A 23,069-nucleotide genomic window follows, 5' to 3' on the forward strand; every position below is an offset into this window, starting at 1 on the left:
GCCTGCCGTACAGATCGGGGCCCCGGAAAGACCGACCAACGGCAGGATTTATTCGTTACGCGCCAGCCTGACCTGAGGACGGATCAGGGCTCATCCCTGGGAAACTCACGCTTGACCCGCTCGATGTAGCGCGCCACCGCCGGGGCCTTTTCGAAGCGCCGATGGATCAACGACAGCCAGGAGCTCGCCTCGCAGTCGTGGATCGGTCGATACACCACATTGGGCAGGTGCACATGCCCGACCACCGACTCGGGTACCACCGCCACCCCCTGGCCGAGGGACACCGCCGCGATCACCGCCACCAACCCGCCGGGCTGTGGGCCCAGCTTCGGCGCATAACCGCCCTGGGCGGCCACCTGCAAGGTGCCGCTGATCTGCTCCGGGAGAATGAAGGTCTCGTTCTGCAAGTGCTCGGCGCCGATCCGTTTCAGGCGACACAACCAGGCATCGTCCGCCACGGCCAATACAAACCCCTCGGCATTCAGGCGCACCGCGTCCACGCCCTCGGGCAAGGACATGGGCGAACGCACATAACCGATATCGAAACGCCCCTCGGCGATCAGTCCCGGCAACACCGCCATCGGGCTCTCCCGCACGGTGAGGCTGACTTCGGCGAACTCACGGCTGAAGGCCTTGACCTGGCGCTGCAACACACCGGAGTACACCGCCGACGCCACGTAACCGAGTTCGATATGCCCCACTTCACCGCGCCCGGCCCGTTGCGCATTGCGCTGGGCGAACTCGAACTGGCGCACCGTCGCCTCGGCTTCCGGCAGCAACGCCGCGCCGGCTTCGGTGAGGCTGACCTCGCGCTGCCCGCGCAGGAACAACCGGGTGCCGAGGGCGGCCTCCATGTCCTGGATCTGTCGGCTCAAGGTTGGCGGCGCGATATCCAGTTGCTCAGCCGCACGGGTGAAGTTGCGTTGCCGGGCCACCGCCAGGAAATAGCGGAAATGACGGATCTCCATAGGCGTATTAGCTCAAAGGTAATGAAGTGCCGAAGCCCACCTAACAAAACCGCGCAAGGCCCAGGATAAGCTGCTTCCATCGCCACAGTAGAGAGCTTGTACCATGCACGTCAAATCCCTGATCCCCTTGTCTTGTGCTTGCCTGGACCTAACGCGGATGTCTGCGGCCGACTCGTCACCCGCCATTGCCCACAAGGCAATCCATGAGCTGGATCTGAGCCGCACGCGGATCAAGGCCACCATCTCCACGCTGGCGCCGCAGGTCCGAGCATGAGCCGGGTCAGCCCACGACTGACGCTGCTGACCGCCTCCGGCGTCTGCTCGCTGATCGTCCTCGATACCAATATCGTCGCCGTCACCCTGCCGAGCATTGCCCGCGACCTGGGGGCCAACTTCGCCGATATCGAATGGGTGGTCAGTGCCTACATGCTGGCCTTCGCCGCCCTGCTGCTGCCGGCCGGCAGCATCGCCGACCGCTTCGGCCGGCGCAGGACCCTGCTCTGCGGCCTGACCCTGTTCATCCTCGCCTCATTGGGCTGCGGCGCGGCACCCGACAGCCTGTTCCTCGATATCGCCCGCGCCATCAAGGGCGTCGGCGCCGCGCTGCTGCTGACCTCCGCCCTCGCCTCCATCGGCCACACCTTTCATGACGAGACCAAACGGGCCAAGGCCTGGGCCTTCTGGGGTGCCTGCATGGGCGTGGCCATGACCGCCGCGCCCACGGTCGGCGGACTGATCACCCAGTACCTGGGCTGGCGCTGGATCTTCTACCTCAACCTGCCCGTGGGACTAGCACTGATGGCGATGGTCCGCCACGCCGTGCCGGAATCCCGGGACAGCCAGGCGGCCCGCCTGGATCCCTGGGGTAGCCTGGCCTTCAGTGGCGCGCTGCTGTGCCTGATCTGGGGCTTGATCGAGGCCAACCGCATCGGCTGGAACAACCCGCTGACCTACGCCCGACTGCTGGGAGGCGCGGCGCTGCTGGGCCTGTTCGTGTGGGTCGAACAGCTGCAGAAACGGCCGATGGTGGATCTGCAACTGTTTCGCCATCCGCGCTTTATCGGCGCCCTGCTGGGAATGTTCGCCTATGCCGGCTGTGCCCAGGTGATGATGACCCTGCTGCCGTTCTACCTGCAGAACGGCCTGGGGTTTTCCGCCGTGGCTTCGGGCCTGGGGATGCTGCCCTTCGCCCTGGCCATGCTGATCTGTCCGCGCATCGGTATCCGACTGGCCTCGCGCTTCGCCCCGGCGACGATGATGGCGGGCGGCCTGACCCTGGTCGGTTGCGGCAACCTGCTCAGTGCCTGGGCAGTCGGCAGTGGCGCCTACCTGCCGTTCGCCCTGGCGATTACCGTGACCGGTGCCGGTGCCGGGCTGCTCAACGGCGACACCCAGAAGAACATCATGGCCTGCGTGCCCCGGGAACGGGCCGGCATGGCCTCGGGCATGAGCACCACCATGCGCTTCAGCGCGATCATGTTGAGCATCGGTGTGTTTGGTGCCTTGCTGGCCAGCCATACCCAGCAATTGCTCCACGCCAGCCTCGCCGCACAGGCCGCCCCCTGGCTCGACCAGGCCCGGGCGATTGCCTCGCGGGTCGTCGCCGGTGACATGCCGGCGGCCATGGCGGCACTGCCTGAATCCGCGCGCCAGGTGGTCCAACCCCTGGCCCGCGCAGCCTTCGTCGGCGGCTTCGGCACGGTGCTCTGGGTGGCGGGTTTGCTGGCGTTGTCAGGGGCATTGGCGGTGGGCAGCCTGATGCGCCACCCCCTCCCCGTCACCCGCTCCTATTCACTGGCCCATGAATAGAACCGAGACGCGGCTACAAGGGCGGACGTGACGACGTGGACTGCAGCGATGCCAATACCCGCTCGGTATTTTCCGTGCAACTGGTCCCCTCAGGCCGGTTGCGGATGCTGTTGACGATCCCCAGCAACTGCAACTTGCTATGGGCCAGGCGCGCCTGCATGGCTTCGATCTGGTCGATCTTGCGCTCCAGGCTGTCGACCATGACCTCATGATCCAGGCTCTCCGCCTCGGCCCCCGGCACCAACGCCCGCAGTTCCTCAAGGCTGAAACCCGCCTGCTGCGCACACTGGATGATCGACAACGTCTGCAACACCTCGGCCGGGTACTCACGGTAGCCATTGGCCTGGCGCTGTACCTTGCGAATCAACCCCTGGGCTTCGTAGAACCTGATCTTCGACGCCGCCAGGCCACTGCGCAGGGCCAGTTCACCGATTTTCATAAGGGGCCTCGAATGGACGCTTGACATTAAAGTTAGGTTTAAGCTTAGCCTGAACTCCCCACCACCCCGGAGTCAAGCATGTCACCCTTTCAAGCACTGCTCTTGCCCAATGGCGTTCAGGTCCCGAACCGTATCGCCAAGGCCGCCATGGAAGAGAACATGGCCGACCTGGATAACACGCCCTCCGCTCACCTGCTGGAACTCTACCGTGCCTGGGCCGACGGCGAACCCGGGCTGCTGCTGACCGGCAACGTGATGATCGACCGCCGCGCCATGACCGGACCTGGCGGCGTGGTGCTGGAGGACGATCGTCACCTGGAGAAATTCCGCCAGTGGGCCGCCATCGGCCGCGCCAAGGGCGCGCAGTTCTGGATGCAGATCAACCATCCCGGGCGCCAGACCATGGCCAATCTGGGCCAGATCGCCTGGGCACCGTCCGCGGTGGCACTGGACCTGGGCGGGTTCTCGAAGATGTTCGCCGAGCCGCGGCCCATGAGCGAAAGCGATATCGAAGAGGTGATCGGGCGCTTCGCCAACAGCGCCCGTCTCGCCGAGCAGGCAGGTTTCACTGGCGTGCAGATCCATGCGGCCCACGGTTACCTGCTCAGCCAGTTCCTCTCGCCGCTGAGCAACCGACGTACCGACCAGTGGGGTGGCTCGCTGGAAAATCGCGCACGGCTGTTGCTGTCGGTGGTCAAGGCGGTCCGGGCCGTTGTTTCAGCGGACTTCTGCGTGGCGGTCAAACTCAACTCGGCGGACTTCCAGCGCGGCGGCTTCGATGCGGACGATGCCCGCCAGGTGATCGAATGGCTCAATGCCTTGCCGGTGGACCTGGTCGAACTCTCGGGCGGCAGCTACGAGGCACCGGCCATGCAGGGCGAAGCGCGGGATGGTCGCACCCTGGCACGGGAAGCCTATTTCATGGAGATGGCCGGTGAGCTGGCGAAGGTGGCGATGATGCCGGTGATGGTCACCGGCGGCATTCGGCGCCTGCCCATTGTCGAGCAGGTGCTGGACAGCGGCATCGCCATGGCCGGTATCGGTACCGCGCTGGCCGTGGAACCACACCTGCCCCGGCATTGGCGCGAAGGCCGCGACAGCCATCCGCAATTGCCGCCGATCCACTGGAAGAAAAAGCCGCTGGCATCGCTGGCAAGCATGGCGGTGGTCAAGTACCAGTTGAAGCGCCTGAGCAAGGGCCGGCGCCCCCACCCCGAGGTCTCGGCGGTGTGGGCGCTGGTGCTGGATCGGTTGTTTATCGGTCGACGGACGAAGCAGTACCGCACGGCGATGAAGAACCTGGGCGCCTGACCCTGTCAGCGCCCGGCAAACCGCAACCGCGAGAGCATCTTCAAGTCGCCCTCCTGGTAGTAGCCGTCGCTCCAGCTGTTGTCCGGTGACAGCGGCTGGACCTGCTTGAGCGCCAGCTTCTTCGCGTAATAGCGGAACCGGTAATGCTCGTAGAAGCGCAGGATCTCCAGGCCATAGCGATCGGCCAGATCGACGTCGCCACGAATCACCAGGTAGTTCTCGTCGTTGCCGTCGCTGGCGCCGACGCTGAGGTTGTGGCTGCCGCTAATAATGGTCGGCGCGTCCGTGGTGAAGTCGGTGACGATGGCCTTGGTGTGCACCAGCAGGTTGCCCTTCTGGCCCAGGAGACCTTCCTTGATCCAGCCTTCCAGCCCGGTATTGAGCAAGGCCGTGGCGACGAAATCGTCGGTCCGGTCGGCGTGAATGCCGGAGATGCTGCTGGCGGTATTCTGCAGGCCGAAACGCAGCACATCGTCATGGGGCTTGCCGAGCAAGGCGTCGAGGATTTCCTGGGGCAAGGTGAAGGCCGTGGCGAACAGCACGTCCTTTTGCGCCGCCGTGATGATCTGCACGAACTCCTTCAGGTCGCCCTGCCCGGTGCGCGGGGAAAACCCGGCGAACAACGGCTGGCTCGGGTCCATGGGGTTGTTCTGGGTGATCCACTTGCGGGTCGCCGCCACATCCGTCGGGGCGGCCCAGATCTCCTCGAAGACCTGGGTGTACTCGGTGGCCAAGCGGACGTCATCGAGCACATGCACCACGTTGGCCTGGCGATAGACGCCGTTGGCGGTGAAGTTGGTGCTGCCGCAGAGCACCGCTTCAGGCCGGTACTCGCCACCGGCATCGCGCTGGCTGAGAATGATGAACTTGTCGTGGAAGATATTGCTGGTGACCCGCCCGCGCTTGCTCTCGGCCGGAATCGGCGCCAGGCTCTGCTCGTTCAGGGTGGTGTCCTCGTCACCGACCTTGGCGTGGTAGAGCACGCGAATCCGCACGCCGCGCTGCTGCGCCGCGTTCACCGCATCGACAATCGCCTGCAACTGGTATTCGTAGATGGCGATATCCAGGCCCCACTGCACGTCCGTCGCCCGGGCGATAAACCCCAGCAGCTCTTCCAGCAGACCGTTTTCCAGCCACAGGCGCGCCGCATCGGGCCAGGCTTCGATGGGCAGGTTTTTCTGGGTGCTGATCAGTTTGTCCAGCTCGGGAAACTTGCGTTCGAAACCCTGGCTGGCCGCCACCGCGCGGTTGAAGATAACCCGCTGGCCCTTGGGCAGGCCATTGTCGGTGGTCACCGTCACGGCCAGTGACTCGCCCAACTGCGGCGCATCGGGCGTACCGTAGGCCAGGTGCACCCGATAGCTGCAGGTGGTCCCCGGCTCGACGTTGTAGTCGGCCCAACGGAATTTCTGCAACGGCGCCAGGTTGCTGGGGGTCGCGTGGTACTGGGGAAAGGTGTGCTCCTTGCCAGGGAACGTCAGGCTGTTGAACAGGAACTCCCAGGGCCGGGTGCCCTCCTGCCGCTCGATGGCAAAACCGAGCAGGCCGGCCCGCCGCGATTCGGCCAGGTCGATGGCCAGCAACACGCCGCTGGTCCCGGCATAGGCCTTGACCCGGAAATCGTCCTGGGGATTGGTCTGAAGTACGCGCATGCATCACATCCTTGAGCTGTTTGCTGTGGTAGGCGAGCGTAGCGAATTTTTATGACGCCAGGCGCTTCCCGCGCCGATTTTCTCCATGAAATCTTCGATGAGGCGTTTCAATCGTTCTACCTTGATCAGCGACCAGCGGCGGGTTACCGTCTGGCCCGACTCGGTAGGGCCAGTCCCTCACTCGACAACTGTCGCTACCAACACCCGAGCCAGAGAGAACACACTATGGAATACCCTTTGCCCGCCAGCGTGGGGCCGGCCCTCAGTTTCAACGGCGGCTTCGTTGACACCCTGGGCTTCCTCGCCTTGCAGGGCCTGTTCACCGCCCATGTCACCGGCAACTTCGTCACCCTGGGCGTGAGCATTGTCCATGGCACCTCCGGCGCGGTGTCCAAGCTGATCGCGCTGCCGGTGTTCGCGCTGGTGGTGGGGCTTACGCACCTGGCGGCGGTGGCAATCCATCGTCGGGGACTGGCGCCGCTGCGCCTGCTGCTGATCACCCATACCCTGATGCTCGCGGCCTTTGCCCTCTTGGCGATTATCTGGGGACCGTTCAGCGATGGTGATAGCGCGACGGCGCTGATCACCGGCATGACCGGGGTGACCGCCATGGCGATTCAGAACGCGATTTCCCGCCAGCACATGAAAGGCACCCCGCCGACCACGCTGATGACCGGCAACGTCACCCAGTTTGCCATCGATGTGTTTGCCCTCTGGACCGAGCGGGCGGCAGAACAACGAACAATCATCAAACAACGCCTGAAGCCGATTGGCGCGACCCTGCTGGCCTTTGTCGCGGGGTGCACCAGCGCGGCCCTGCTCTACCTCGCCGGCGGAGCATGGGCACTGATCCTGCCGGTGGTGGTCGCCATCGGCGTCTGCCTGCGGGTCTACCGCAGCGACCGACTCCAGTCGTAACGGCCGTCAGCCTCTCAGTGCCCGTGCGCCGAGGGATGGGTGTGGGCCTGCAGCGAATCGGGCACCCCGCTACGAAGCAGCCCCCCGTCCTTGATCCAGGCGCAGGTTTGCTCATGGGCGCGCTGCAACAAGGCGTCGGTCTGGCTGAAGTCGAAGACCGAAATACCCAAGGGGCACAGCGGCGCCACCACATGAATATCCGCCCGCTCCGTGTAGAGTTCGATATCGCGGACCAGTTGCCGCATGCTCATCAGGTTCAAGGTGTGCAGCGCCAGGGCGACCAGACCCGCCGGCGGTTCCGGGCAGGCACAGCCGAAGCCCGTAGGCACCACCACGATGCGCCTGGCCCCCAGGTCGACCGCGCTGGCGATCGGGGTATTGCTCGCCACGCCACCGTCGATCAACAGCTTTTCGCCGATCCTCACGCAAGGAAATACCAGCGGGATCGCCGCGCTGGCCAGCAGCGCCTGTTCCGCGCTGCCGCTGGACAACAGCTCTTCGGCGCCCGTCAGCAGGTTGGTGGTGACGATATGCAGGGGCAGGACCGTGTCTTCGATTCGGTCCACGGGCAACGCGCGCGCGACCAGTCGCTCCAGCGCCGTGGCCTTCAACAGAAAGCCGCGCCGATTGATCAGCGCGCCAAGGGTATCGAGCAACGACAGGGGAAACACATCGCCCTTGCGCAAACCGCGCCAGAAGTCCGCCAGTTCCTCCACACCCTGGGCGGTAGGTCGTGCGGCGAAGTAGGCGCCGTTGATGGCGCCCACCGAGGCGCCGATCACCAGATCGAAGTTCACCCCGGCCTCCACCAGGGCCTTGAGCATGCCCACCTGGACGGCGCCGAGGCTACCGCCCCCAGCGAGCACCAGGGCAGTCTTGACAGTGGGCATGGCGGGCCTCGCTCGTACTCGATGACAGTCATACAGGAGCATAGCTGGCGACTTGGAAATCAACGTGATGGCAAACTAGCATTTCGGCAAAACTCTACAATACTTGGCGCGAACGGAATGCTCGGTTCCTCTTTCTCCTCGAAATGGAGTTCGCCATGAAGTCGCAAGAACTGGAACTTGACGTGGCCGTGGTCGGTGGCGGCGTCTCAGGCAGCTACAGCGCCTGGCGTCTGCAACAGATCCATGGCGACACGCAGAACATCGCCCTGTTCGAATACAGCGACCGGATCGGCGGGCGCCTGTTCAGCATCAACCTACCCGGGCTGCCCAATGTAGTCGCCGAGGTCGGCGGCATGCGCTATATCCCGGGCGCCGACGGCCATGTGCTGGTGGACAGCCTGGTCAGGCACCTCAAGCTGCCCAGCCAGGATTTCCCCATGGGCGCGCCCAAGCCGGTCTACGCGAAGAACAACCTGTTTTACCTGCGCGGCAAGCGCTTCCGTTATCGCGACTTCGTCGAAGCCCCGGAAAAGATCCCCTACGACCTGGCCTGGTCCGAGCGCGGCTTCGGCCCCGAGGACCTGCAGGTCAAGGTGATGAACTACGTGTACCCGGGGTTCGACAAGCTCAGCCTGTGCCAGCAGATGCAGGTCTCGGTGTTCGGCAAGGAGATCTGGAAGTATGGCTTCTGGAACCTGCTCTACCGGGTGATGAGCAACGAGGGTTACCAGTTCATGAAGGACGCCGGCGGCTATGACGCCAACGTCGCAAATGCCAGCGCCGTGACCCAGCTGCCGGCCACCGAATACAAGGACACCACCGAATTCCTGACCCTGACCAAGGGTTTCCAGAGCCTGCCCCTGACGCTCGCCGCCAGCTTCGCCAAGCTGCCGGGACAATTGCCGGGCAAGCAACGGGTGCACATGAACCAGCGGCTGACCGCCATCAGCTACGCCAAGGATGCCGACTTCCCCTACCGCCTGCATTTCCAGGCCACCACCACGGTGGATGGCAGTACCCACGACAGCGCTGGCCAGTCCGTGGTCAAGGCGAGGAAAATCATCCTGGCCATGCCACGCCGCTCACTGGAACTGATCGACTCGCCGTTTTTCAGCGATCCCTGGCTCAAGGACAATCTCGGCTCGGTACTGATGCAGTCGGCCTTCAAGCTCTTCCTCGCCTACGAACAACCCTGGTGGCGCTCGCTCGGGCTGGTGGCCGGGCGTTCGGTCACCGACCTGCCGGTGCGGCAGATCTACTACATGGGCACCGAATGCGAGCAGAAAGGCGGCGAACCGACGCTCAACTCGTTGCTGATGGCCTCCTACAATGACATCGGCACCGTGCCGTTCTGGAAAGGCCTGGAAGACGGCGCGCCGTTCGTTGGCCACATGCCCGCCAACCTGGCCGGCCTGCTCAAGGCCGAGCCGGTGGTGCCCAGGACCCAGTTCACCGTCAGCGACGAGATGGTCCGGGTGGCGCAGATGCAGGTCGCCCAGGTCCATGACCAGGTGGAACTGCCGCGTCCCTATTCGGCGGTCTATCACGCCTGGGACGCCGACCCGTACGGCGGCGGCTGGCATGAGTGGAAAGCCAATTACCGCATCGACCAGATCATCTGCCGCATGCGCCGCCCCGTGGAAAAGCAGCAGATCCATATCGTCGGCGAAGCCTACTCCTATGGCCAGGGCTGGGTCGAAGGCGCGCTGACCGTGGCCGAATCGACACTCCAGGACTTCTTCGGGCTCAAGCGCCCGGCGTGGTTACCCAAGCACTACGCCCTGTTGCCGGTACCGACACCCGACGGCTGCGCCCTGGAACCGGGCCGGCACCCGGCCTGCAAGGACTGCGCGGACACCCTGAACGAAGTGACCCAGTTTGCCTACAAGGGGATCGACCATGGCAACGAATAAGGACTTCAGCGTCGCCGACTACCTGCTGGCACGGCTCCATCAACTGGGTGTCCACAAGGTGTTCCAGGTACCCGGCGACTACGTGTCGGGCTTCATGGACGCCCTGGAGCAATCCGCCGATATCCGGCCGGTCGGCGAAGTCAATGAACTGAGTGCCGCCTACGCCGCCGACGGTTACGCCCGTTATGCCGGGATCGGCGCGGTGTCGCTGCAATACGGCGTGGGGACCTTCAGCGCGATGAATGCGATTGCCGGTGCCTATGTCGAGCGCAACCCGGTGGTGGTGATCAGCGCCAGCCCGTCGGCGAAGAACCGCCAGATCATCTGGTCCGAGGACGTCCTGTTCCACCACTCCACCGGCGACCTGGAGGTCGGGCGCAAGGTGTTCGAGAACATCACGGTGGCCTGCGAACTGCTGGACGACAGCCGCACCGCACCGGCACTGATCGACCGGGCGCTGGTCGCTGCCATCAGCCAGCGCCGGCCGATCTACCTGGAAGCCTGGCAGAACGTCTGGGGCGAACCCTGCGAAGAGCCGAAAGGCGAACTCCGCGCCGTGCCGGCCGCCTGTGATCTGCAATCGCTGGACGCGGCGGTCGAGACCTCGGTGCAACGCCTGCGCGAGGCGAAAAAACCGTTGATCATGCTCGGCATCGAGATCGCCCGTTTCGGCCTGCAAAAGCAGGCGCTGCACCTGATCGAAGCCAGCGGCCTGTCGTTCACCACCTCACTGGAAGCCAAGACCGTTGTCGACGAGAACCACCCGCAATTCATCGGCACCTACGCCGGCACCGCCTCGCGGCTGTGGACCCAGGACCTGGTGGACCAGACCGATTGCATCCTGGCCCTGGGGGTGATCTTCACCGACGACTACCTGCAGCTGCTGAAGAAGGATTTCGGCCAGATCATCCTGGTCAACACCCAACAGGCCCGCACCGGCCTGCAGTACTACCCCCATGTTCCCCTGCCGCAGTACCTCGGTGCCCTGACCAGCGCACTCGGGCTGGACGAGAACTTCCCGCTGCCCTTGCACCCGCGCGAGCCCCTCTCGCCACTGCTCGGGGCGACCGACCACGACACGCCGCTGACTTACGAGCGGTTCCTGGACACCCTCGCCGACTTCGCCCGGGAGCAACGCCTGTGGGACAACAGTGCGCTGATCCTCGGGGAAAGCTCGGCGCTGTACGCCGCCAGCAATATCATGGGCATGCCCGAAAACAGCTTTGTCGCCGATGCGATCTGGGGCTCCCTCGGTCATGAGACCGGCTGCGCCCTCGGTGTGGCCATGGCCGGTGGGCGCCGGCCCCTGGTGGTCGCCGGCGACGGCGGTTTCATGATGATGTGCCAGTCGCTCTCGACCCTGGTGCGCAATCGCGTGAATGCCGTGGTGTTCGTCATGAGCAACGAGGTCTACGCCATCGAGCAGGCCTTCGTGAACATCAACGCGTTCAAGGAACATGGGGAGTTCGCGCCGTTCGACATCCTGCCGAGCTGGGATTACCTGGCCCTGGCCAAGGGCTTCGGCGCCAGGGGCTACAGGGTCTCGACCGAGGGTGAGCTGCGCGAACTGCTGCTGAAATTGCTGGTGATCGACGAGACCGTGTTGGTCCAGGTCGTCATCCCGCAGAAAGACCTCGCGCCCCAGATCGAACGACTCGCGTCCTGACAGGAGCAATCACTACATGGCTGTACTGCGTCTTGCTGTCGCTGCCCTGCTGCTCACCGGCCTGTCCGTGGCCCAGGCCCATACCCACGGCCCCGAAACAGCCGAAGCCGTGAAGCGTTTCACCCCGGTCTCGCCCGACACGCCCTACCTGGACGTCCTGCACCAGTGCGTCAGCCCGCGGGACACCGACCCGGGCCAGTTGCTCTCGGGTCTGGGCGACACGCGTTACCCCCTGGTCAGCCTGAAAGACGCCGATCAGGTCGAAGCCTTCTATAGCCAGGGCATCGCCCTGCAATACGGCTTCAACTTCTCCGAAGCGATCCGGGCCTTCTACCAGGCCAGCCGTTTCGACGAAGGGTCGGCGATGCCCTATTGGGGCATTGCCTTGTCGGCCAACTCCAATATCAACAGCGACGCCACCCTCGGTTGCGACCAGCTCGCTTATCGTTCGGCGCAGATCGCCCTGGAAAATGCCAACGCCCGTCTCAAGGACCCGGCCGCCAAGGCGCGCTTCACCGAACAGCAGCTGCAACGTGAAGTCGATTACGCCAAGGCGTTCCTGAGCGTCTACACCCTGCAGGACGGCCAGGTCAGCCTCGACGGCGCTGGAAAACAGCACTACGCCGATGCCATGAAAGCGCTGTCGCAGACCTATTTCGACGACCTCGATGCCGCCACCCTCTACGCCGACGCGCTGCTCAACCTCACCCCCTGGAAGTGGTGGGACGGCGAAGAAGCGGTCTCCAATGAAGTCCACCCGACACCGGCGGCCTATGAGGCGCTGCAAGTGCTCAACCGCGTGCTGGTGCAGGACAAGCTGCACAGCGGCGCCAATCACTTCTACATTCACGCCATCGAGGAGTCGCCCTTCCCCGACAGCGGGCTGCCCATGGCCAATCGCTTTCGCGAGCAGAACCCGGCCATCGGACACCTGGTGCACATGGCTTCGCACATCTACCAGCGCACCGGCAACAACGCCCTGGCCAGCGTCGCCAACTACACGGCGGTCTCGGTGGACCGGGCCTACGCCCACCAGGTCGACCCGCAGAGCCCCTACCCGCTGCACTACCTGGGCCACAACATCCACTTCCTGACCTGGACCCTGTCCATCGAGGGCCGCCAGAACGAAGCCATGAACATGGCCGAGGAACTGGTGGAAAACACCACGCGCTATTCGGCGCTGGACTTTCTCTGCAAACAGTACCCCGACGAAATCCGCACCAAGACCGACTACTTCTATGCGGTGCCCTATTACTTCGCCGTGCGCTTCCAGGACTGGACGGCACTGGAGCGCATCAAGCCGAAGATCGAACAAGGCCTGAAGACCATCAACGAGACCTGCACCCAGGCCGACAAGGATTGGCAGCCATTGACCGCGCCTTACACCCAGGTCATGGCCGCCTATGCCAAGGCTTACCAGCAACTGGCCCGGGACGGCCTGGACAACGCGGCGGCCGACGACGCGCTCAAGGACTACTGGCAGGCGGTGACGGACGCCCTGAAACGCAAATCGGACCTCGGTTACGGCAACAACAAGGCGGTGGAACTGTTCCGCATCGCCAACCTGATCCTGCTGAACAAGGCCCAGGCCGGCAGTCACGGCAAGCTCGACCTGGCCTCACTGCGGGAAACCGCCGCCAAGGTCTTCGGCAAGGACCCTTCGCAGGCCCTGGCCACGGACCTCAAGTCACTGCAGGGCAATAACCAGGAGCAGATCATCGGCGCCTGGCGCAAGGCGGTCGCTATTCAGGATGCGCTGAGCTACAACGAGCCGCCGGACTGGTATTACACCCTGCGCGAATCCCTGGGCTATGCGCTGTTGGAGCAAGGCAAGGCGGACGAAGCCGAAAAGGTCTTTCGTGAGGATCTGGCGGGCAATCGCCTCAGTGGTCGCTCGCTCAACGGGTTGAAGCTGAGCCTGCAACAACAGCCGGGCAAGACGGTGCCGACACTGCTCGACGAACAACTGCGCACCGCCTGGCGCAACGCGACCATCAGCGCGGCACCTTACTGATCAACGTGCAAAGCGCAACCGGAATGGCCAGCGCCATTGGGGCACTCGGTTGCGCTGCAAACGCTCGAGCACCATCCAGGTCATGGTCAACAGCATCAGCAGCAGATGCCCCTGTTCGGCCAGCATCGGCAGCAGCATCACTGCCCAGCACGAACCCACGCACCAGGCAGCACTGACGACACCGTACTTCAGGCAATCCCTGAGAAAGGCGAAACCGAACGCTGAAATACGCGGTTGGTGATGACAGTGGTTCAAGCAGCGCTGCTTGGCAGGCGATGCCTGCCACAGCAAACAGATCAGCAAGCCGCCGACCAAGGCCGTCGACGGCTCGACGCCCAGCAACACCCGGACGCCCACCGCCACCGTCAGCAACCCTACCCCCGCCAGGGTCCAGACACTGCCGAAGCCAAGCACGAACAGGCCCAGCGCCTGCCAACGCCGTCTCGACAGGCTGGCTCGCCACAGATGTTCCAGCGGATGGGCCAGCAGCAAGGGCATCATCGCCAGCAGCATCAGAGTCCAGTCCCCCAACAACGCCAGCGGAGGATTGAACAGCAGTGCCTGTTCAATCCCCTGCCAGCTCGCGGTATAACCCAAGGACGGCCAGCCGCCGCAGAACGCCGGGGCCGAGAGCCTCTGCACCCCGCCCAGCAGCCAACCCCAACCGGCCAGGCTGATCAGCGTCAGCCAGGGCCGGCTCCCCTTGCTCAGGAAAAGCAGCAGATACCGCCCCATGCTCAATCGCCCTGACGGTAGACACTCACTCGACCGATCGTGATCTGGTCCTGGGGCCCCACGGGTGTAACCGGTACAAACCGCACGTTCAGTTTGTTCAGGTCCTGGATTCCGTCGAGATGCAGGGCATCCACCACCTCGGTGATATCCAATACGTGGCTGACGCCATTGCCGCCATGGTGACCGCCTGCCTGGCTGGCCTGCTCCACACCGAAGAGCGATATCGTCCCGACATGCAACTCGGGATGCTCGTCGGGAACGGCGTTCGGGGGCAGATTGACGTAGACCTCAAAGAGCGCCGAGTCCTTGTGGCCCCGGATATTCTCCAGGTGCAGGAACACCCGGTCCGGCAACGACGGAGCCTTCAAGGAGAAGTTCGCGGTCGATTTCAGGCTGTTCAGCACTTTCTGCGCACCGGGTTTATCCAGTTGCACGGAGGTGTCGACACTGCCGCCTGACAGATTGAGCACCGACGCGTTTGCGCCGATCAGTTCGACATCGGCTTTGCGGGCCATCAGCGCCTCCGGGACCGGTGCCACGACATTGGCTCCGAGATTCAACAGACGATGCTGAAGCAGAGGGTGTTTGCTTTGCGGAGCCGTGGTGTCTTCATAGATATAGTCCAGCTTGGGCACGCGCGTATCCAGCACATCACGAACCTTGAACTTCCAGGGCTCTCCTCCGGGCTCCGGCACGATGAAAGGGCGTCCCGAATCGAGAGGGCCGTCCCGCCAGGCCGGATCGGTGGGGTTCTGGTTGCCGCCATAAGACTTGAGCCAGACCTCCCACAGCCGATCGATATTGGCGTGGTGCAGCCAGAAAATCGGGTCCAGCGCCGCCGTATTGGGCACGCTCATCAATCCTGAGATGTTGCCTGAACTGCCGCCCACCACGCCGTGGACGTTGTTGTGCGGCTCAGACTCCAGCCGTCCGTTAGCGACGCCGTGTTGGATGAAGGGCGACTCCGGCCCACCGAACCCGGGAGGGACACCGGTCTCGGAGCCGGCAAAGGTGTGATCCCGCAGTGCCGTCAGCCGGATATATTTCTCTGGAACGACAATCGGGGTCACGCCCAACCCATAACGACGCTCGACATACAGCGGGTTATGCGCGCCGTCCGGCCAGCTCTGCTGGGCAAAGCACTTCGGCAGCTCCTGGGCCTGGGCGCTGGCATTGTAGTTCCAGTAAGGCAGCGACCAGTCCGCGGGCCCTTTGAGGTCGACGATCGTGGCACGCACGATCTGCTCGAACGAGGCCAGATAGCCTCGATGCCAAGGGAAGAAATACCAGTTCTGATGCTGGCACTGGTTCCAGTAGAGGTCCTGCTCGGCTTGCGGCGGAAAAGCTGTCTGCGGGGTCACATAGCCGGCGCTTTCCCAGAGCGGTCGAGTGATGCCATGCATCGCCGCCAGGAACAACCAACTGGTAGGGTCGGTGATCGGTTTCTTGCGCAACGCCTCGACCGCGCGCGCATACCACAGCAAGGTCTCGTTCCAGCCCGGGTCCAACTTCCATACGTCGCGACGTACATGTGCCATGATCGTTCTCCCTGAAAATCCATTGGGCCGGGGACTTGATGGCCCGACAGCAACATTAGATCAGGTGATATCAATCTGCCTCGAGACCGCCGCCGAAGTAGACAGGCGGTCCGTGCGGCACATCAGAGGCCCGTCGACCTCAGCCCGGCATGCACTGGAAGTCGCCGGTCTGGGCCACTTGCCGCCCATGGGAATCCATCAGGCGTGCGTTGACTTCCTGGCCCAGGCTCGACTCCACCAACTTGTAGTGCTCACCGGCCTTGAAGTGGTTGTAGCTGACCTCGCCCGAGCAGTCCTGCGGGTTGCCGTCGCCCGAGGGAATCTCCACCAGCATCACGTCCAGCTTGTGGGAACCCGGGGCCACCTCGAAGAAACGCCCGTCGTCGATTTTCTTGCCATCGACCTTCTCGGCGAGCAGGTCGTTCGGCGCTTCATCCTGCAGGCCGATCCAGGCCTGGCTCGGATCAGCCTTCGGCATGGGGCCGGCACAGGCGGACAGCAGAAAGGCCAGGCCCAGGGTTGGAAGCAGCATCAGGGGTTTGAATGTCATGGTGTTCTACCTCAAAGATGAAAAAACTGTTGGCTGTCAGATGCAGGAAAATTTCCTGGAGTGGGCCACGGTCGCACCGTGGTCGTTCACCAGCGCGACGCCGACATTGGAACCGGCTCCCGACTCCACCAGGTGATAGTGCTTGCCGGCCTTGAACTGGTCGTACTCCACCTGGCCGGTGCACTCGGGCTGCTCGCTATTACCGTTGGCGCCCTGGACCAGGAGCACGTTCAGATCGTGTTTGCCCGGCGCCACTTCGAAATAGCGACCGTCGTCGACGCGCTTGCCATCCACGCGCTCGGCCAGCAGGTCGTCGCTGGAACCCTGCCCGAGACCGATCCAGGCTTCGCTCGGATCAGCCTTGGGCACCGGCGCCGCGCAGGCGGACAGCAAGCCAACCAGTCCAAGGGTCGAAATCAGCATCAGTGGCTTAAGTGTCATTGAATGAATTCCTCTCATATTCAAGGGCGGTATCGCTGGACGGAAAGTCCGTCTGATCGAGGCCAAGAGTGGCGAAGTAGAGAGGCTTGTACAAATGAACACACATGAAGGGATTTTCAGTCCTTATCTAAAAAACCCTTCATGTTGGTGAAAGCTGAACGTTAAGTTCCAGACGCAAGACTGCCGGTGTTTGCAATTCCACTCCCCGGAGGTTCAGGCATGCTCGGGCTGGTAAAGACCGCACTGCTCAAGCCCTACACGTTTATCGTGTTGGCGATATTCATCTGCATCATCGGGCCGCTGGCGGCCCTGCGGACCCCCACCGACGTGTTTCCCGACATCGGCATTCCGGTGGTCGCGGTGGTCTGGCAATACAACGGCCTGTCTCCCGAGGACATGGCCGGCCGGGTGATCTACACCTACGAACGCTCCCTGAGCACCACGGTCAACGACATCGAACACATCGAGTCGCAATCGCTGCCGGGCATGGGCATCGTCAAGATCTTCTTTCAGCCGGGCGTGGACATCCGCACCGCCAACGCCCAGGTGACCGCGGTCTCGCAGACCGTGCTCAAGCAAATGCCGCCGGGCATCACCCCGCCGCTGATCCTCAACTACAGCGCCTCGACGGTGCCGATCCTGCAGATGGCGTTTTCCAGCCCGACCCTGTCGGAAGCGAAGATCCGCGACCTGGTGCAGAACAACATCCGCCTGCCGCTGACCGCCGTGCCGGGCCTGGCGATTCCGACACCGATGGGCGGCAAGCAACGCCAGATCACCCTCGACCTCGATCCCCAGGCGCTGGCCGCCAAGGGCCTCTCGGCGCAGGATGTGGGCAACGCCCTGGCCGCGCAGAACCAGATCATTCCGGTGGGTACCGCCAAACTCGGCCCCTACGAATACACCGTGCTGCTGAACAACAGCCCGAAAGTCATCGAAGAACTCAACGACCTGCCGATCAAGACCGTCGACGGTGCCCTGATCACCATCGGCCAGGTGGCCCACGTGCGTGACGGCTCGCCGCCACAGACCAACATCGTACGGGTCGACGGCCGCCGCGCGGTGCTGATGCCGGCCATGAAGAACGGCAATATCTCCACCCTGTCGATCGTCGACGGCATCCGCAACATGCTGCCGCTGATCAACGAAACCCTGCCGCCGGAACTCAAGACCTCACTGCTGGGCGACGCCTCGGTGTTCGTCAAGCAATCCGTGGGCAGCGTGGCCCGCGAAGGCATCATCGCCGCCCTGCTGACCAGTGCGATGATCCTGCTGTTCCTCGGCAGCTGGCGCTCGACCCTGATCATCGCCGCCTCGATTCCGCTGGCGGTGCTCTCGGCCATCGCCCTGCTGGCCGCCACCGGCCAGACCCTCAACGTCATGACCCTGGGCGGGCTGGCGCTGGCAGTGGGGATCCTGGTGGACGATGCGACGGTGACCATCGAGAACATCAACTGGCACCTGGAACAGGGCAAGGCGGTCAAGGACGCGATCCTCGACGGCGCGAAGCAGATCGTCGGCCCGGCCTTCGTCTCGCTGCTGTGCATCTGCATCGTGTTCGTGCCGATGTTCATGCTGCAAGGCATTGCCGGTTTCCTGTTCCGGCCGATGGCCCTGGCGGTGATCTTCGCCATGGCCAGCTCCTTCATCCTGTCGCGGACCCTGGTGCCAACCCTGGCGATGTTCCTGCTCAAGCCCCATGTGGTCGAGGGCGGCAGCGGTCATCATCCCGAAGATGAATTCATCAACCACCACGAAGGCGAACAGCACAGCCGGCCACGCAATCGCCTGCTGCAAGGCGTACTGAGTTTCCAGCAGGGTTTCGAGCGCGGCTTCTCCGCGGTACGCGACGTCTACCACGGCCTGCTGACCCTGGCGCTGGGCTGCCGCAAGCGTTTCCTGCTGGGTTTCCTGGCCTGCGTGCTGGCGTCCTTCAGCCTGCTGCCGAGCCTGGGCGAGGACTTCTTCCCCGCCACCGACGCCGGCGCCCTGGCCCTGCACGTACGCCTGCCGCTGGGCACGCGGATCGAGGAAAGCGCCGCCACCTTCGACCGTATCGAAGCGCGGATCCGTGAAGTGATTCCCGCCGAGGAACTGGACAACATCGTCGATAACATCGGCATTCCATTGAGCGGCATCGACATGGCCTATAGCAGCAGCGGCACCATCGGCCCACAGGACGGCGATATCCAGGTGACCCTCAAGGCCGATCACCAGCCCACCGCCGACTACGTGAAAAAGCTGCGCACGGCCTTGCCGGAAAGCTTCCCCGGCAGCCACTTCGCGTTCCTCCCGGCGGACATCAGCAGCCAGATCCTCAACTTCGGCGCGCCGGCTCCGCTGGACGTGAAGATCTCCGGGCGCAGTGCCGAGGAAAACCGCACCTTCGCCCTGGAGCTGCAACGGCGCCTACAACACGTGCCGGGGATCGCCGACCTGCGGATCCAGCAGTCGGTCGGCTACCCGTCGCTGGCAGTGAAGGTCGACCGTCTGCGCGCCAAGGGCCTGGGCATCACCGAACGCGACGTCACCAACAGCATGGTCGCCTCGCTGGCGGGCAGCTCCCAGGTGGCGCCGACCTTCTGGCTCAACCCGGCCAACGGCGTGTCCTATGGCGTGGTCGCGGCCACCCCGCAATACCGCCTGGACAGCCTGCCGTCACTGGAGGCGCTGCCGGTCACCGGCAGCAACGGCCAGTCGCAGATTCTCGGGGGCCTGGCGACCATCAATCGGGTCCAGAGCCCGGCGGTGGTCACCCACTACAACATCCAGCCGACCCTGGACATCTACGCCAGCGTGCAAGGCCGGGACCTCGGCGCGGTGGCCCATGACATCCAGAAGATCCTCGACGATGCCTCCGCCCTGCGACCCAAGGGGGCGATTGTCAGCCTGCACGGCCAGATCGACGCCCTGCATGAGGCCTTCAGCGGCCTGAGCTTCGGCCTGCTGGGCGCCGTGGTGCTGATCTACCTGCTGATCGTGGTCAACTTCCAGTCCTGGGTCGACCCCTTCGTGATCATCACCGCCCTGCCCGCGGCCCTGGCCGGGATCGTCTGGATGCTGTTCCTGAGCGGCACCTCGCTGTCGGTGCCGGCCTTGACCGGGGCCATCCTCTGCATGGGCGTGGCCACCGCCAACTCGATCCTGGTGGTGAGCTTCTGCCGCGAACGCCTGGCCGAACACGGCGATGCCCTCAAGGCCGCCCTGGAAGCCGGCTATACCCGCTTCCGCCCGGTGTGCATGACCGCCCTGGCGATGATCATCGGCATGTTGCCGCTGGCCCTTTCCGAAGAACAGAACGCCCCCCTCGGACGCGCCGTGATCGGCGGTCTGATCCTGGCGACCACTGCCACCCTGCTGTTCGTCCCCGTGGTGTTCAGCCTGGTGCACGGCCGCCAGCCCATTCGCGCCGTAGCTGGAGAAAACACCCATGACTGATCGCAAACCCTCGGGCAAACGCCTGCTTTACCTGGGCGTCGGCGGGCTGACCCTGGCCGCCTTGCTGGTCGCCAACGGGATTGCCGCGCGGACCCGCCATGAACAGGCCGTGACCACCTGGACCGAAACCGCCGCCGTGCCCATGGTCAGTGTGTTCAAGCCGGCGCAGAACGCCGCCGGCGATACCCTGCGCCTGCCGGCCCGCCTGGAAGCCTGGAGCAAGGCGCCGATCCATGCGCGGGTCAGCGGCTACCTGAAGGACTGGAAAACCGACATCGGCAGCCAGGTCAAGGCCGGCCAGGTGCTGGCCGAGATCGACAGCCCGGACCTCGACCAGCAGGTCGCCCAGGCCCATGCCCACCTGCTGCAGGAACAGGCCAACGCGCGCCTGGCCGAGACCACCGCCACGCGCTGGCAGAACCTGGTGGGGACCCATTCGGTGTCGCGCCAGGAAGCCGATGAAAAAAGCTCCAACGCCGCCGCGGCCAAGGCCAATGCCGAAGCGGCGAGCGCCGACTACGCACGGCTGTCGGCCCTGGAAGGGTACAAGACCCTCCGCGCGCCCTTCGCCGGCACCATCACCGCCCGCAACACCGATATCGGCCAGTTGATCAAGGCCGACAGCGACAGCGACCCGGAACTGTTCGACATCGCCGACACCCATCAACTGCGGCTCTACGTGCCCATCCCGCAGAACTACGCCAGCGTGATCCGTCCCGGTCTCGAAGTGAAACTGAGCGTGCCGGAACATCCTGGCCGGCAGTTCAGCGCGAAACTGGTGGGCAACTCCACCGCCGTCGACTCGCGCTCCGGCACCCTGCTGGCGCAGTTCGTCGCCGAGAACCCGGACAACGCCCTGCTGCCGGGCGACTACGCCGAGGCGACCCTGCCGATCCCGGCGGACACCCATGGCGTCAGCATTCCCGCCAGCGCCTTGATCTTCCGCGCCCAGGGAACCCAGGTGGCCGTGCTCGACGCCCAGTCCCATGTGCACCTGCGCGACATCCACATCGGCCTGGACCTGGGCGAACGCCTGGTGATCGACCAAGGCCTGAAACCCGCCGACACCGTGATCGACAACCCGCCGGACGCCCTGCGCGAAGGCGACCCGGTGAAACTCGCCGACGCCGGAGGCCAGCATGTCCCCAAGGCTTAAGCGCTGCGCCTGGCTATTGATCGCGACCTTGCAGGGCTGCTCCCTGGCCCCGACCTACCAGCCGCCCCGACTCGACCTGCCGGAACACTATCGCGAGCAGACCAGCGACGGCCCCTGGCACCTGGCACAACCGGGCGAGCGGTTGTCACAACACTGGTGGACGCTGTTCCAGGACAAGCAGCTCGATGACCTGCAACAGCGCCTGCTCAAGGCCAACCCGGACCTGGCCGCCGCCCTCGCGCACTACGACGGCGCCCAGGCCTACGCGAGCCAGTTGCATGCCGGATTGTTCCCGCAGATCAGCGCCAGCGCGCAACCCCTGCGCCAGCGCCAATCGGACAATCGCCCGCTGCGCGGCAGCACCCAGCCGTCGGTGTACAACAGCAACACCGCAGGCTTTGCCCTGAACTTCGACCTCGACCTGTGGGGGCGGATTCGCAACCAGGTGGCCGCCGGCGACGCCCAGGCCCAGGCCTCGGGCGACGACCTGGCGGTGGCGCGCCTGAGCCTGCAACAGCAGTTGGCGACCTTGTATGTCCAGCTCAACGGCCTGGACGCCCAGGACCGGATTCTCACCAGCTCCCTGGATGACTACACCCAGGCCCTGCAACTGACCCGCGACCGCTACCAGGGCCAGATCGCCTCGGAACTCGACCTGACCCGCGCCCAGAGCCAACTGGCCGAGGCCCGGGCGCAGTTGGACGAAGTGCGCGGCCAACGCAACCTGGCCGAACACGCCATTGCCGAATTGGTGGGAGAGCCGGCCAGTGATTTCCAACTGCCGCCGACCCAGGCGCTCCTGACCATTCCCAAGGTGCCCGGCGCCCTGCCCAGCGGCCTGCTGCAACGGCGTGCGGATATCGCCGCGGCGGAACGGCGGGTATTTGCCGCCAATGCCGGGATCGGCGTGGCCAAGGCTGCCTGGTACCCGGATTTCAGCCTGACCGGCCTGCTCGGCGGCCAGACCCAGGGCAGCGGCAACCTGCTGTCGACGGGTAATCGGTACTGGGCGTTGGGGCCACTGGTCAACCTGCCGATTTTCGACGGCGGTCGCCTCAGTGCCCAGGAGCATCAGGCCAAGGCCGAATTCGAAGAAGCCTCGGCCCATTACCGTAGCCAGGTGCTGCGTGCGGTGCGCGAAGTCGAGGACAACCTGGCGCAACTGCGGGACTTGCAACAGGAGGCCCAGGATGAGCAGGCGGCAGTGAGTGCTGCACAGAACACCCAGACCCTGGCGATGAACAGCTACCAGGCCGGGGCGGTGAACTACCTGGACGTGGTGACGGCGCAGACCGCGGCACTGCAGGCGCAGCGACAATTGCAGGCCTTGCAGACCCGCCAGCTGCAGGCCAGCATCGGTCTGATGACCGCGTTGGGCGGCGGTTGGAGCACCCAGGGCTAAGACCGATGCAAACCTGTGGGAGTGCTATAGCTGCGGCCCCTCCGTTTGCGCGGACAGGCTTCGCTCCCACAGGTCTCGACTGACCGACATGGGGGTAGGCCCAACTTCCGCGGAGACCAAAACTTCCATGGGCTCAAAGCTCCAACTCTGTATCGGTCTACCACACGAACGGCCCGTCAGGCCCCGGGAATTGCTGGAAAGTGGCGACAAAAGCTGCGAAGGTTTCGTC

Annotated in this window: 18 protein-coding genes; 10 read left to right on the forward strand and 8 right to left on the reverse strand. The window is 64.4% G+C overall.

Annotated features, from left to right (window positions below; genetic code table 11):
- Nucleotides 1-83 precede the first annotated feature (83 nt).
- Nucleotides 84-968: a LysR family transcriptional regulator gene (locus NUH87_RS04380; RefSeq protein ID WP_338524920.1), complete on the reverse strand. Its 885-nt coding sequence runs from the start codon at nucleotides 966-968 to the stop codon at nucleotides 84-86.
- 103 nt (nucleotides 969-1,071) lie between these two features.
- On the opposite strand from NUH87_RS04380, the gene NUH87_RS04385 reads away from it, so the two are divergent.
- Together NUH87_RS04385 and NUH87_RS04390 are read left to right on the forward strand one after the other, a co-directional pair.
- Nucleotides 1,072-1,242, forward strand: coding sequence for a hypothetical protein (locus tag NUH87_RS04385; RefSeq protein ID WP_338524921.1), 171 nt, complete (start codon nucleotides 1,072-1,074; stop codon nucleotides 1,240-1,242).
- Nucleotides 1,239-2,777 (forward strand): MFS transporter, encoded by a 1,539-nt coding sequence (locus NUH87_RS04390; protein WP_338524922.1) that lies wholly within the window; start codon nucleotides 1,239-1,241, stop codon nucleotides 2,775-2,777. The genes NUH87_RS04385 and NUH87_RS04390 overlap by 4 nt, the downstream gene beginning before the upstream one ends.
- A 13-nt stretch (nucleotides 2,778-2,790) precedes the next feature.
- Here NUH87_RS04390 and NUH87_RS04395 read toward each other — a convergent pair whose 3' ends face one another.
- Nucleotides 2,791-3,216 (reverse strand): MerR family transcriptional regulator, encoded by a 426-nt coding sequence (locus NUH87_RS04395; protein ID WP_040068310.1) that lies wholly within the window; start codon nucleotides 3,214-3,216, stop codon nucleotides 2,791-2,793.
- 78 nt (nucleotides 3,217-3,294) lie between these two features.
- Between NUH87_RS04395 and NUH87_RS04400 the strand changes: the two genes are divergently transcribed.
- Nucleotides 3,295-4,527 carry an NADH:flavin oxidoreductase/NADH oxidase family protein gene (locus NUH87_RS04400; protein ID WP_338524923.1) on the forward strand — a complete coding sequence of 411 codons (1,233 nt, stop codon included), beginning with the start codon at nucleotides 3,295-3,297 and terminating at the stop codon, nucleotides 4,525-4,527.
- Nucleotides 4,528-4,532: 5 nt separating this feature from the next.
- On the opposite strand, the gene NUH87_RS04405 is transcribed toward NUH87_RS04400, so the two are convergent.
- Nucleotides 4,533-6,179, reverse strand: a complete 1,647-nt coding sequence (locus NUH87_RS04405) for a phospholipase D-like domain-containing protein (RefSeq protein ID WP_338524924.1) — start codon at nucleotides 6,177-6,179, stop codon at nucleotides 4,533-4,535.
- A gap of 225 nt (nucleotides 6,180-6,404) precedes the next feature.
- Here NUH87_RS04405 and NUH87_RS04410 point away from each other — a divergent pair, with 225 nt between their 5' ends.
- Nucleotides 6,405-7,097 carry a YoaK family protein gene (locus NUH87_RS04410; protein ID WP_338524925.1) on the forward strand — a complete coding sequence of 231 codons (693 nt, stop codon included), beginning with the start codon at nucleotides 6,405-6,407 and terminating at the stop codon, nucleotides 7,095-7,097.
- A gap of 14 nt (nucleotides 7,098-7,111) precedes the next feature.
- Here NUH87_RS04410 and NUH87_RS04415 read toward each other — a convergent pair whose 3' ends face one another.
- Nucleotides 7,112-7,987, reverse strand: coding sequence for a patatin-like phospholipase family protein (locus NUH87_RS04415; RefSeq protein WP_338524926.1), 876 nt, complete (start codon nucleotides 7,985-7,987; stop codon nucleotides 7,112-7,114).
- A 155-nt stretch (nucleotides 7,988-8,142) separates the two neighbouring features.
- Between NUH87_RS04415 and NUH87_RS04420 the strand changes: the two genes are divergently transcribed.
- Genes NUH87_RS04420 through NUH87_RS04430 form a run of 3 tightly spaced genes read left to right on the forward strand, consistent with a single transcriptional unit; the run spans nucleotide 8,143 to nucleotide 13,580 of the window.
- Entirely contained in the window at nucleotides 8,143-9,900 is a 1,758-nt protein-coding gene (locus NUH87_RS04420) for a flavin monoamine oxidase family protein (protein ID WP_338524927.1), read from the forward strand.
- The gene (locus tag NUH87_RS04425) at nucleotides 9,887-11,566 is read left to right on the forward strand and encodes an alpha-keto acid decarboxylase family protein (protein ID WP_338524928.1); all 1,680 of its coding nucleotides are present in this window, start codon (nucleotides 9,887-9,889) and stop codon (nucleotides 11,564-11,566) included. The genes NUH87_RS04420 and NUH87_RS04425 overlap by 14 nt, the downstream gene beginning before the upstream one ends.
- 16 nt (nucleotides 11,567-11,582) lie before the next feature.
- Nucleotides 11,583-13,580, forward strand: coding sequence for a hypothetical protein (locus NUH87_RS04430; protein ID WP_338524929.1), 1,998 nt, complete (start codon nucleotides 11,583-11,585; stop codon nucleotides 13,578-13,580).
- Here NUH87_RS04430 and NUH87_RS04435 read toward each other — a convergent pair whose 3' ends face one another.
- The 4 genes from NUH87_RS04435 to NUH87_RS04450 form a co-directional block, all read right to left on the reverse strand.
- Entirely contained in the window at nucleotides 13,581-14,315 is a 735-nt protein-coding gene (locus NUH87_RS04435; protein WP_338524930.1) for a DUF2182 domain-containing protein, read from the reverse strand. It abuts the gene before it with no gap.
- Nucleotides 14,316-14,317: 2 nt separating this feature from the next.
- Nucleotides 14,318-15,853, reverse strand: a complete 1,536-nt coding sequence (locus NUH87_RS04440) for a tyrosinase family protein (protein WP_338524931.1) — start codon at nucleotides 15,851-15,853, stop codon at nucleotides 14,318-14,320.
- A 139-nt stretch (nucleotides 15,854-15,992) separates the two neighbouring features.
- Nucleotides 15,993-16,403 (reverse strand): hypothetical protein, encoded by a 411-nt coding sequence (locus NUH87_RS04445; protein WP_040068323.1) that lies wholly within the window; start codon nucleotides 16,401-16,403, stop codon nucleotides 15,993-15,995.
- 36 nt (nucleotides 16,404-16,439) lie between these two features.
- Entirely contained in the window at nucleotides 16,440-16,844 is a 405-nt protein-coding gene (locus NUH87_RS04450) for a hypothetical protein (protein WP_338524932.1), read from the reverse strand.
- Between the two features lie 219 nt (nucleotides 16,845-17,063).
- Between NUH87_RS04450 and NUH87_RS04455 the strand changes: the two genes are divergently transcribed.
- The 3 genes from NUH87_RS04455 to NUH87_RS04465 are packed head-to-tail and all read left to right on the forward strand — an operon-like array spanning nucleotide 17,064 to nucleotide 22,840.
- Complete coding sequence (locus tag NUH87_RS04455) at nucleotides 17,064-20,282, forward strand: efflux RND transporter permease subunit (RefSeq protein WP_338524933.1); 3,219 nt, start codon at nucleotides 17,064-17,066, stop codon at nucleotides 20,280-20,282.
- Nucleotides 20,275-21,438 carry an efflux RND transporter periplasmic adaptor subunit gene (locus tag NUH87_RS04460; RefSeq protein WP_338524934.1) on the forward strand — a complete coding sequence of 388 codons (1,164 nt, stop codon included), beginning with the start codon at nucleotides 20,275-20,277 and terminating at the stop codon, nucleotides 21,436-21,438. Before NUH87_RS04455 ends, NUH87_RS04460 begins: the two co-directional genes overlap by 8 nt.
- A complete protein-coding gene (locus NUH87_RS04465) occupies nucleotides 21,422-22,840 on the forward strand; it encodes an efflux transporter outer membrane subunit (protein ID WP_338524935.1) in 1,419 nt (472 codons plus the stop codon). The genes NUH87_RS04460 and NUH87_RS04465 overlap by 17 nt, the downstream gene beginning before the upstream one ends.
- Nucleotides 22,841-23,069 lie beyond the last annotated feature (229 nt).

Source organism: Pseudomonas batumici, assembly GCF_036585405.1.
GTDB classification, from domain to species: domain Bacteria; phylum Pseudomonadota; class Gammaproteobacteria; order Pseudomonadales; family Pseudomonadaceae; genus Aquipseudomonas; species Aquipseudomonas batumici.

Coding starts and splice junctions, on each gene's coding strand:
- NUH87_RS04380 (WP_338524920.1), bottom strand. CDS start 968: ATGGAGATCCGTCATTTCCGCTATTTCCTGGCGGTGGCCCGGCAACGC.
- NUH87_RS04385 (WP_338524921.1), top strand. CDS start 1,072: ATGCACGTCAAATCCCTGATCCCCTTGTCTTGTGCTTGCCTGGACCTA.
- NUH87_RS04390 (WP_338524922.1), top strand. CDS start 1,239: ATGAGCCGGGTCAGCCCACGACTGACGCTGCTGACCGCCTCCGGCGTC.
- NUH87_RS04395 (WP_040068310.1), bottom strand. CDS start 3,216: ATGAAAATCGGTGAACTGGCCCTGCGCAGTGGCCTGGCGGCGTCGAAG.
- NUH87_RS04400 (WP_338524923.1), top strand. CDS start 3,295: ATGTCACCCTTTCAAGCACTGCTCTTGCCCAATGGCGTTCAGGTCCCG.
- NUH87_RS04405 (WP_338524924.1), bottom strand. CDS start 6,179: ATGCGCGTACTTCAGACCAATCCCCAGGACGATTTCCGGGTCAAGGCC.
- NUH87_RS04410 (WP_338524925.1), top strand. CDS start 6,405: ATGGAATACCCTTTGCCCGCCAGCGTGGGGCCGGCCCTCAGTTTCAAC.
- NUH87_RS04415 (WP_338524926.1), bottom strand. CDS start 7,987: ATGCCCACTGTCAAGACTGCCCTGGTGCTCGCTGGGGGCGGTAGCCTC.
- NUH87_RS04420 (WP_338524927.1), top strand. CDS start 8,143: ATGAAGTCGCAAGAACTGGAACTTGACGTGGCCGTGGTCGGTGGCGGC.
- NUH87_RS04425 (WP_338524928.1), top strand. CDS start 9,887: ATGGCAACGAATAAGGACTTCAGCGTCGCCGACTACCTGCTGGCACGG.
- NUH87_RS04430 (WP_338524929.1), top strand. CDS start 11,583: ATGGCTGTACTGCGTCTTGCTGTCGCTGCCCTGCTGCTCACCGGCCTG.
- NUH87_RS04435 (WP_338524930.1), bottom strand. CDS start 14,315: ATGGGGCGGTATCTGCTGCTTTTCCTGAGCAAGGGGAGCCGGCCCTGG.
- NUH87_RS04440 (WP_338524931.1), bottom strand. CDS start 15,853: ATGGCACATGTACGTCGCGACGTATGGAAGTTGGACCCGGGCTGGAAC.
- NUH87_RS04445 (WP_040068323.1), bottom strand. CDS start 16,403: ATGACATTCAAACCCCTGATGCTGCTTCCAACCCTGGGCCTGGCCTTT.
- NUH87_RS04450 (WP_338524932.1), bottom strand. CDS start 16,844: ATGACACTTAAGCCACTGATGCTGATTTCGACCCTTGGACTGGTTGGC.
- NUH87_RS04455 (WP_338524933.1), top strand. CDS start 17,064: ATGCTCGGGCTGGTAAAGACCGCACTGCTCAAGCCCTACACGTTTATC.
- NUH87_RS04460 (WP_338524934.1), top strand. CDS start 20,275: ATGACTGATCGCAAACCCTCGGGCAAACGCCTGCTTTACCTGGGCGTC.
- NUH87_RS04465 (WP_338524935.1), top strand. CDS start 21,422: ATGTCCCCAAGGCTTAAGCGCTGCGCCTGGCTATTGATCGCGACCTTG.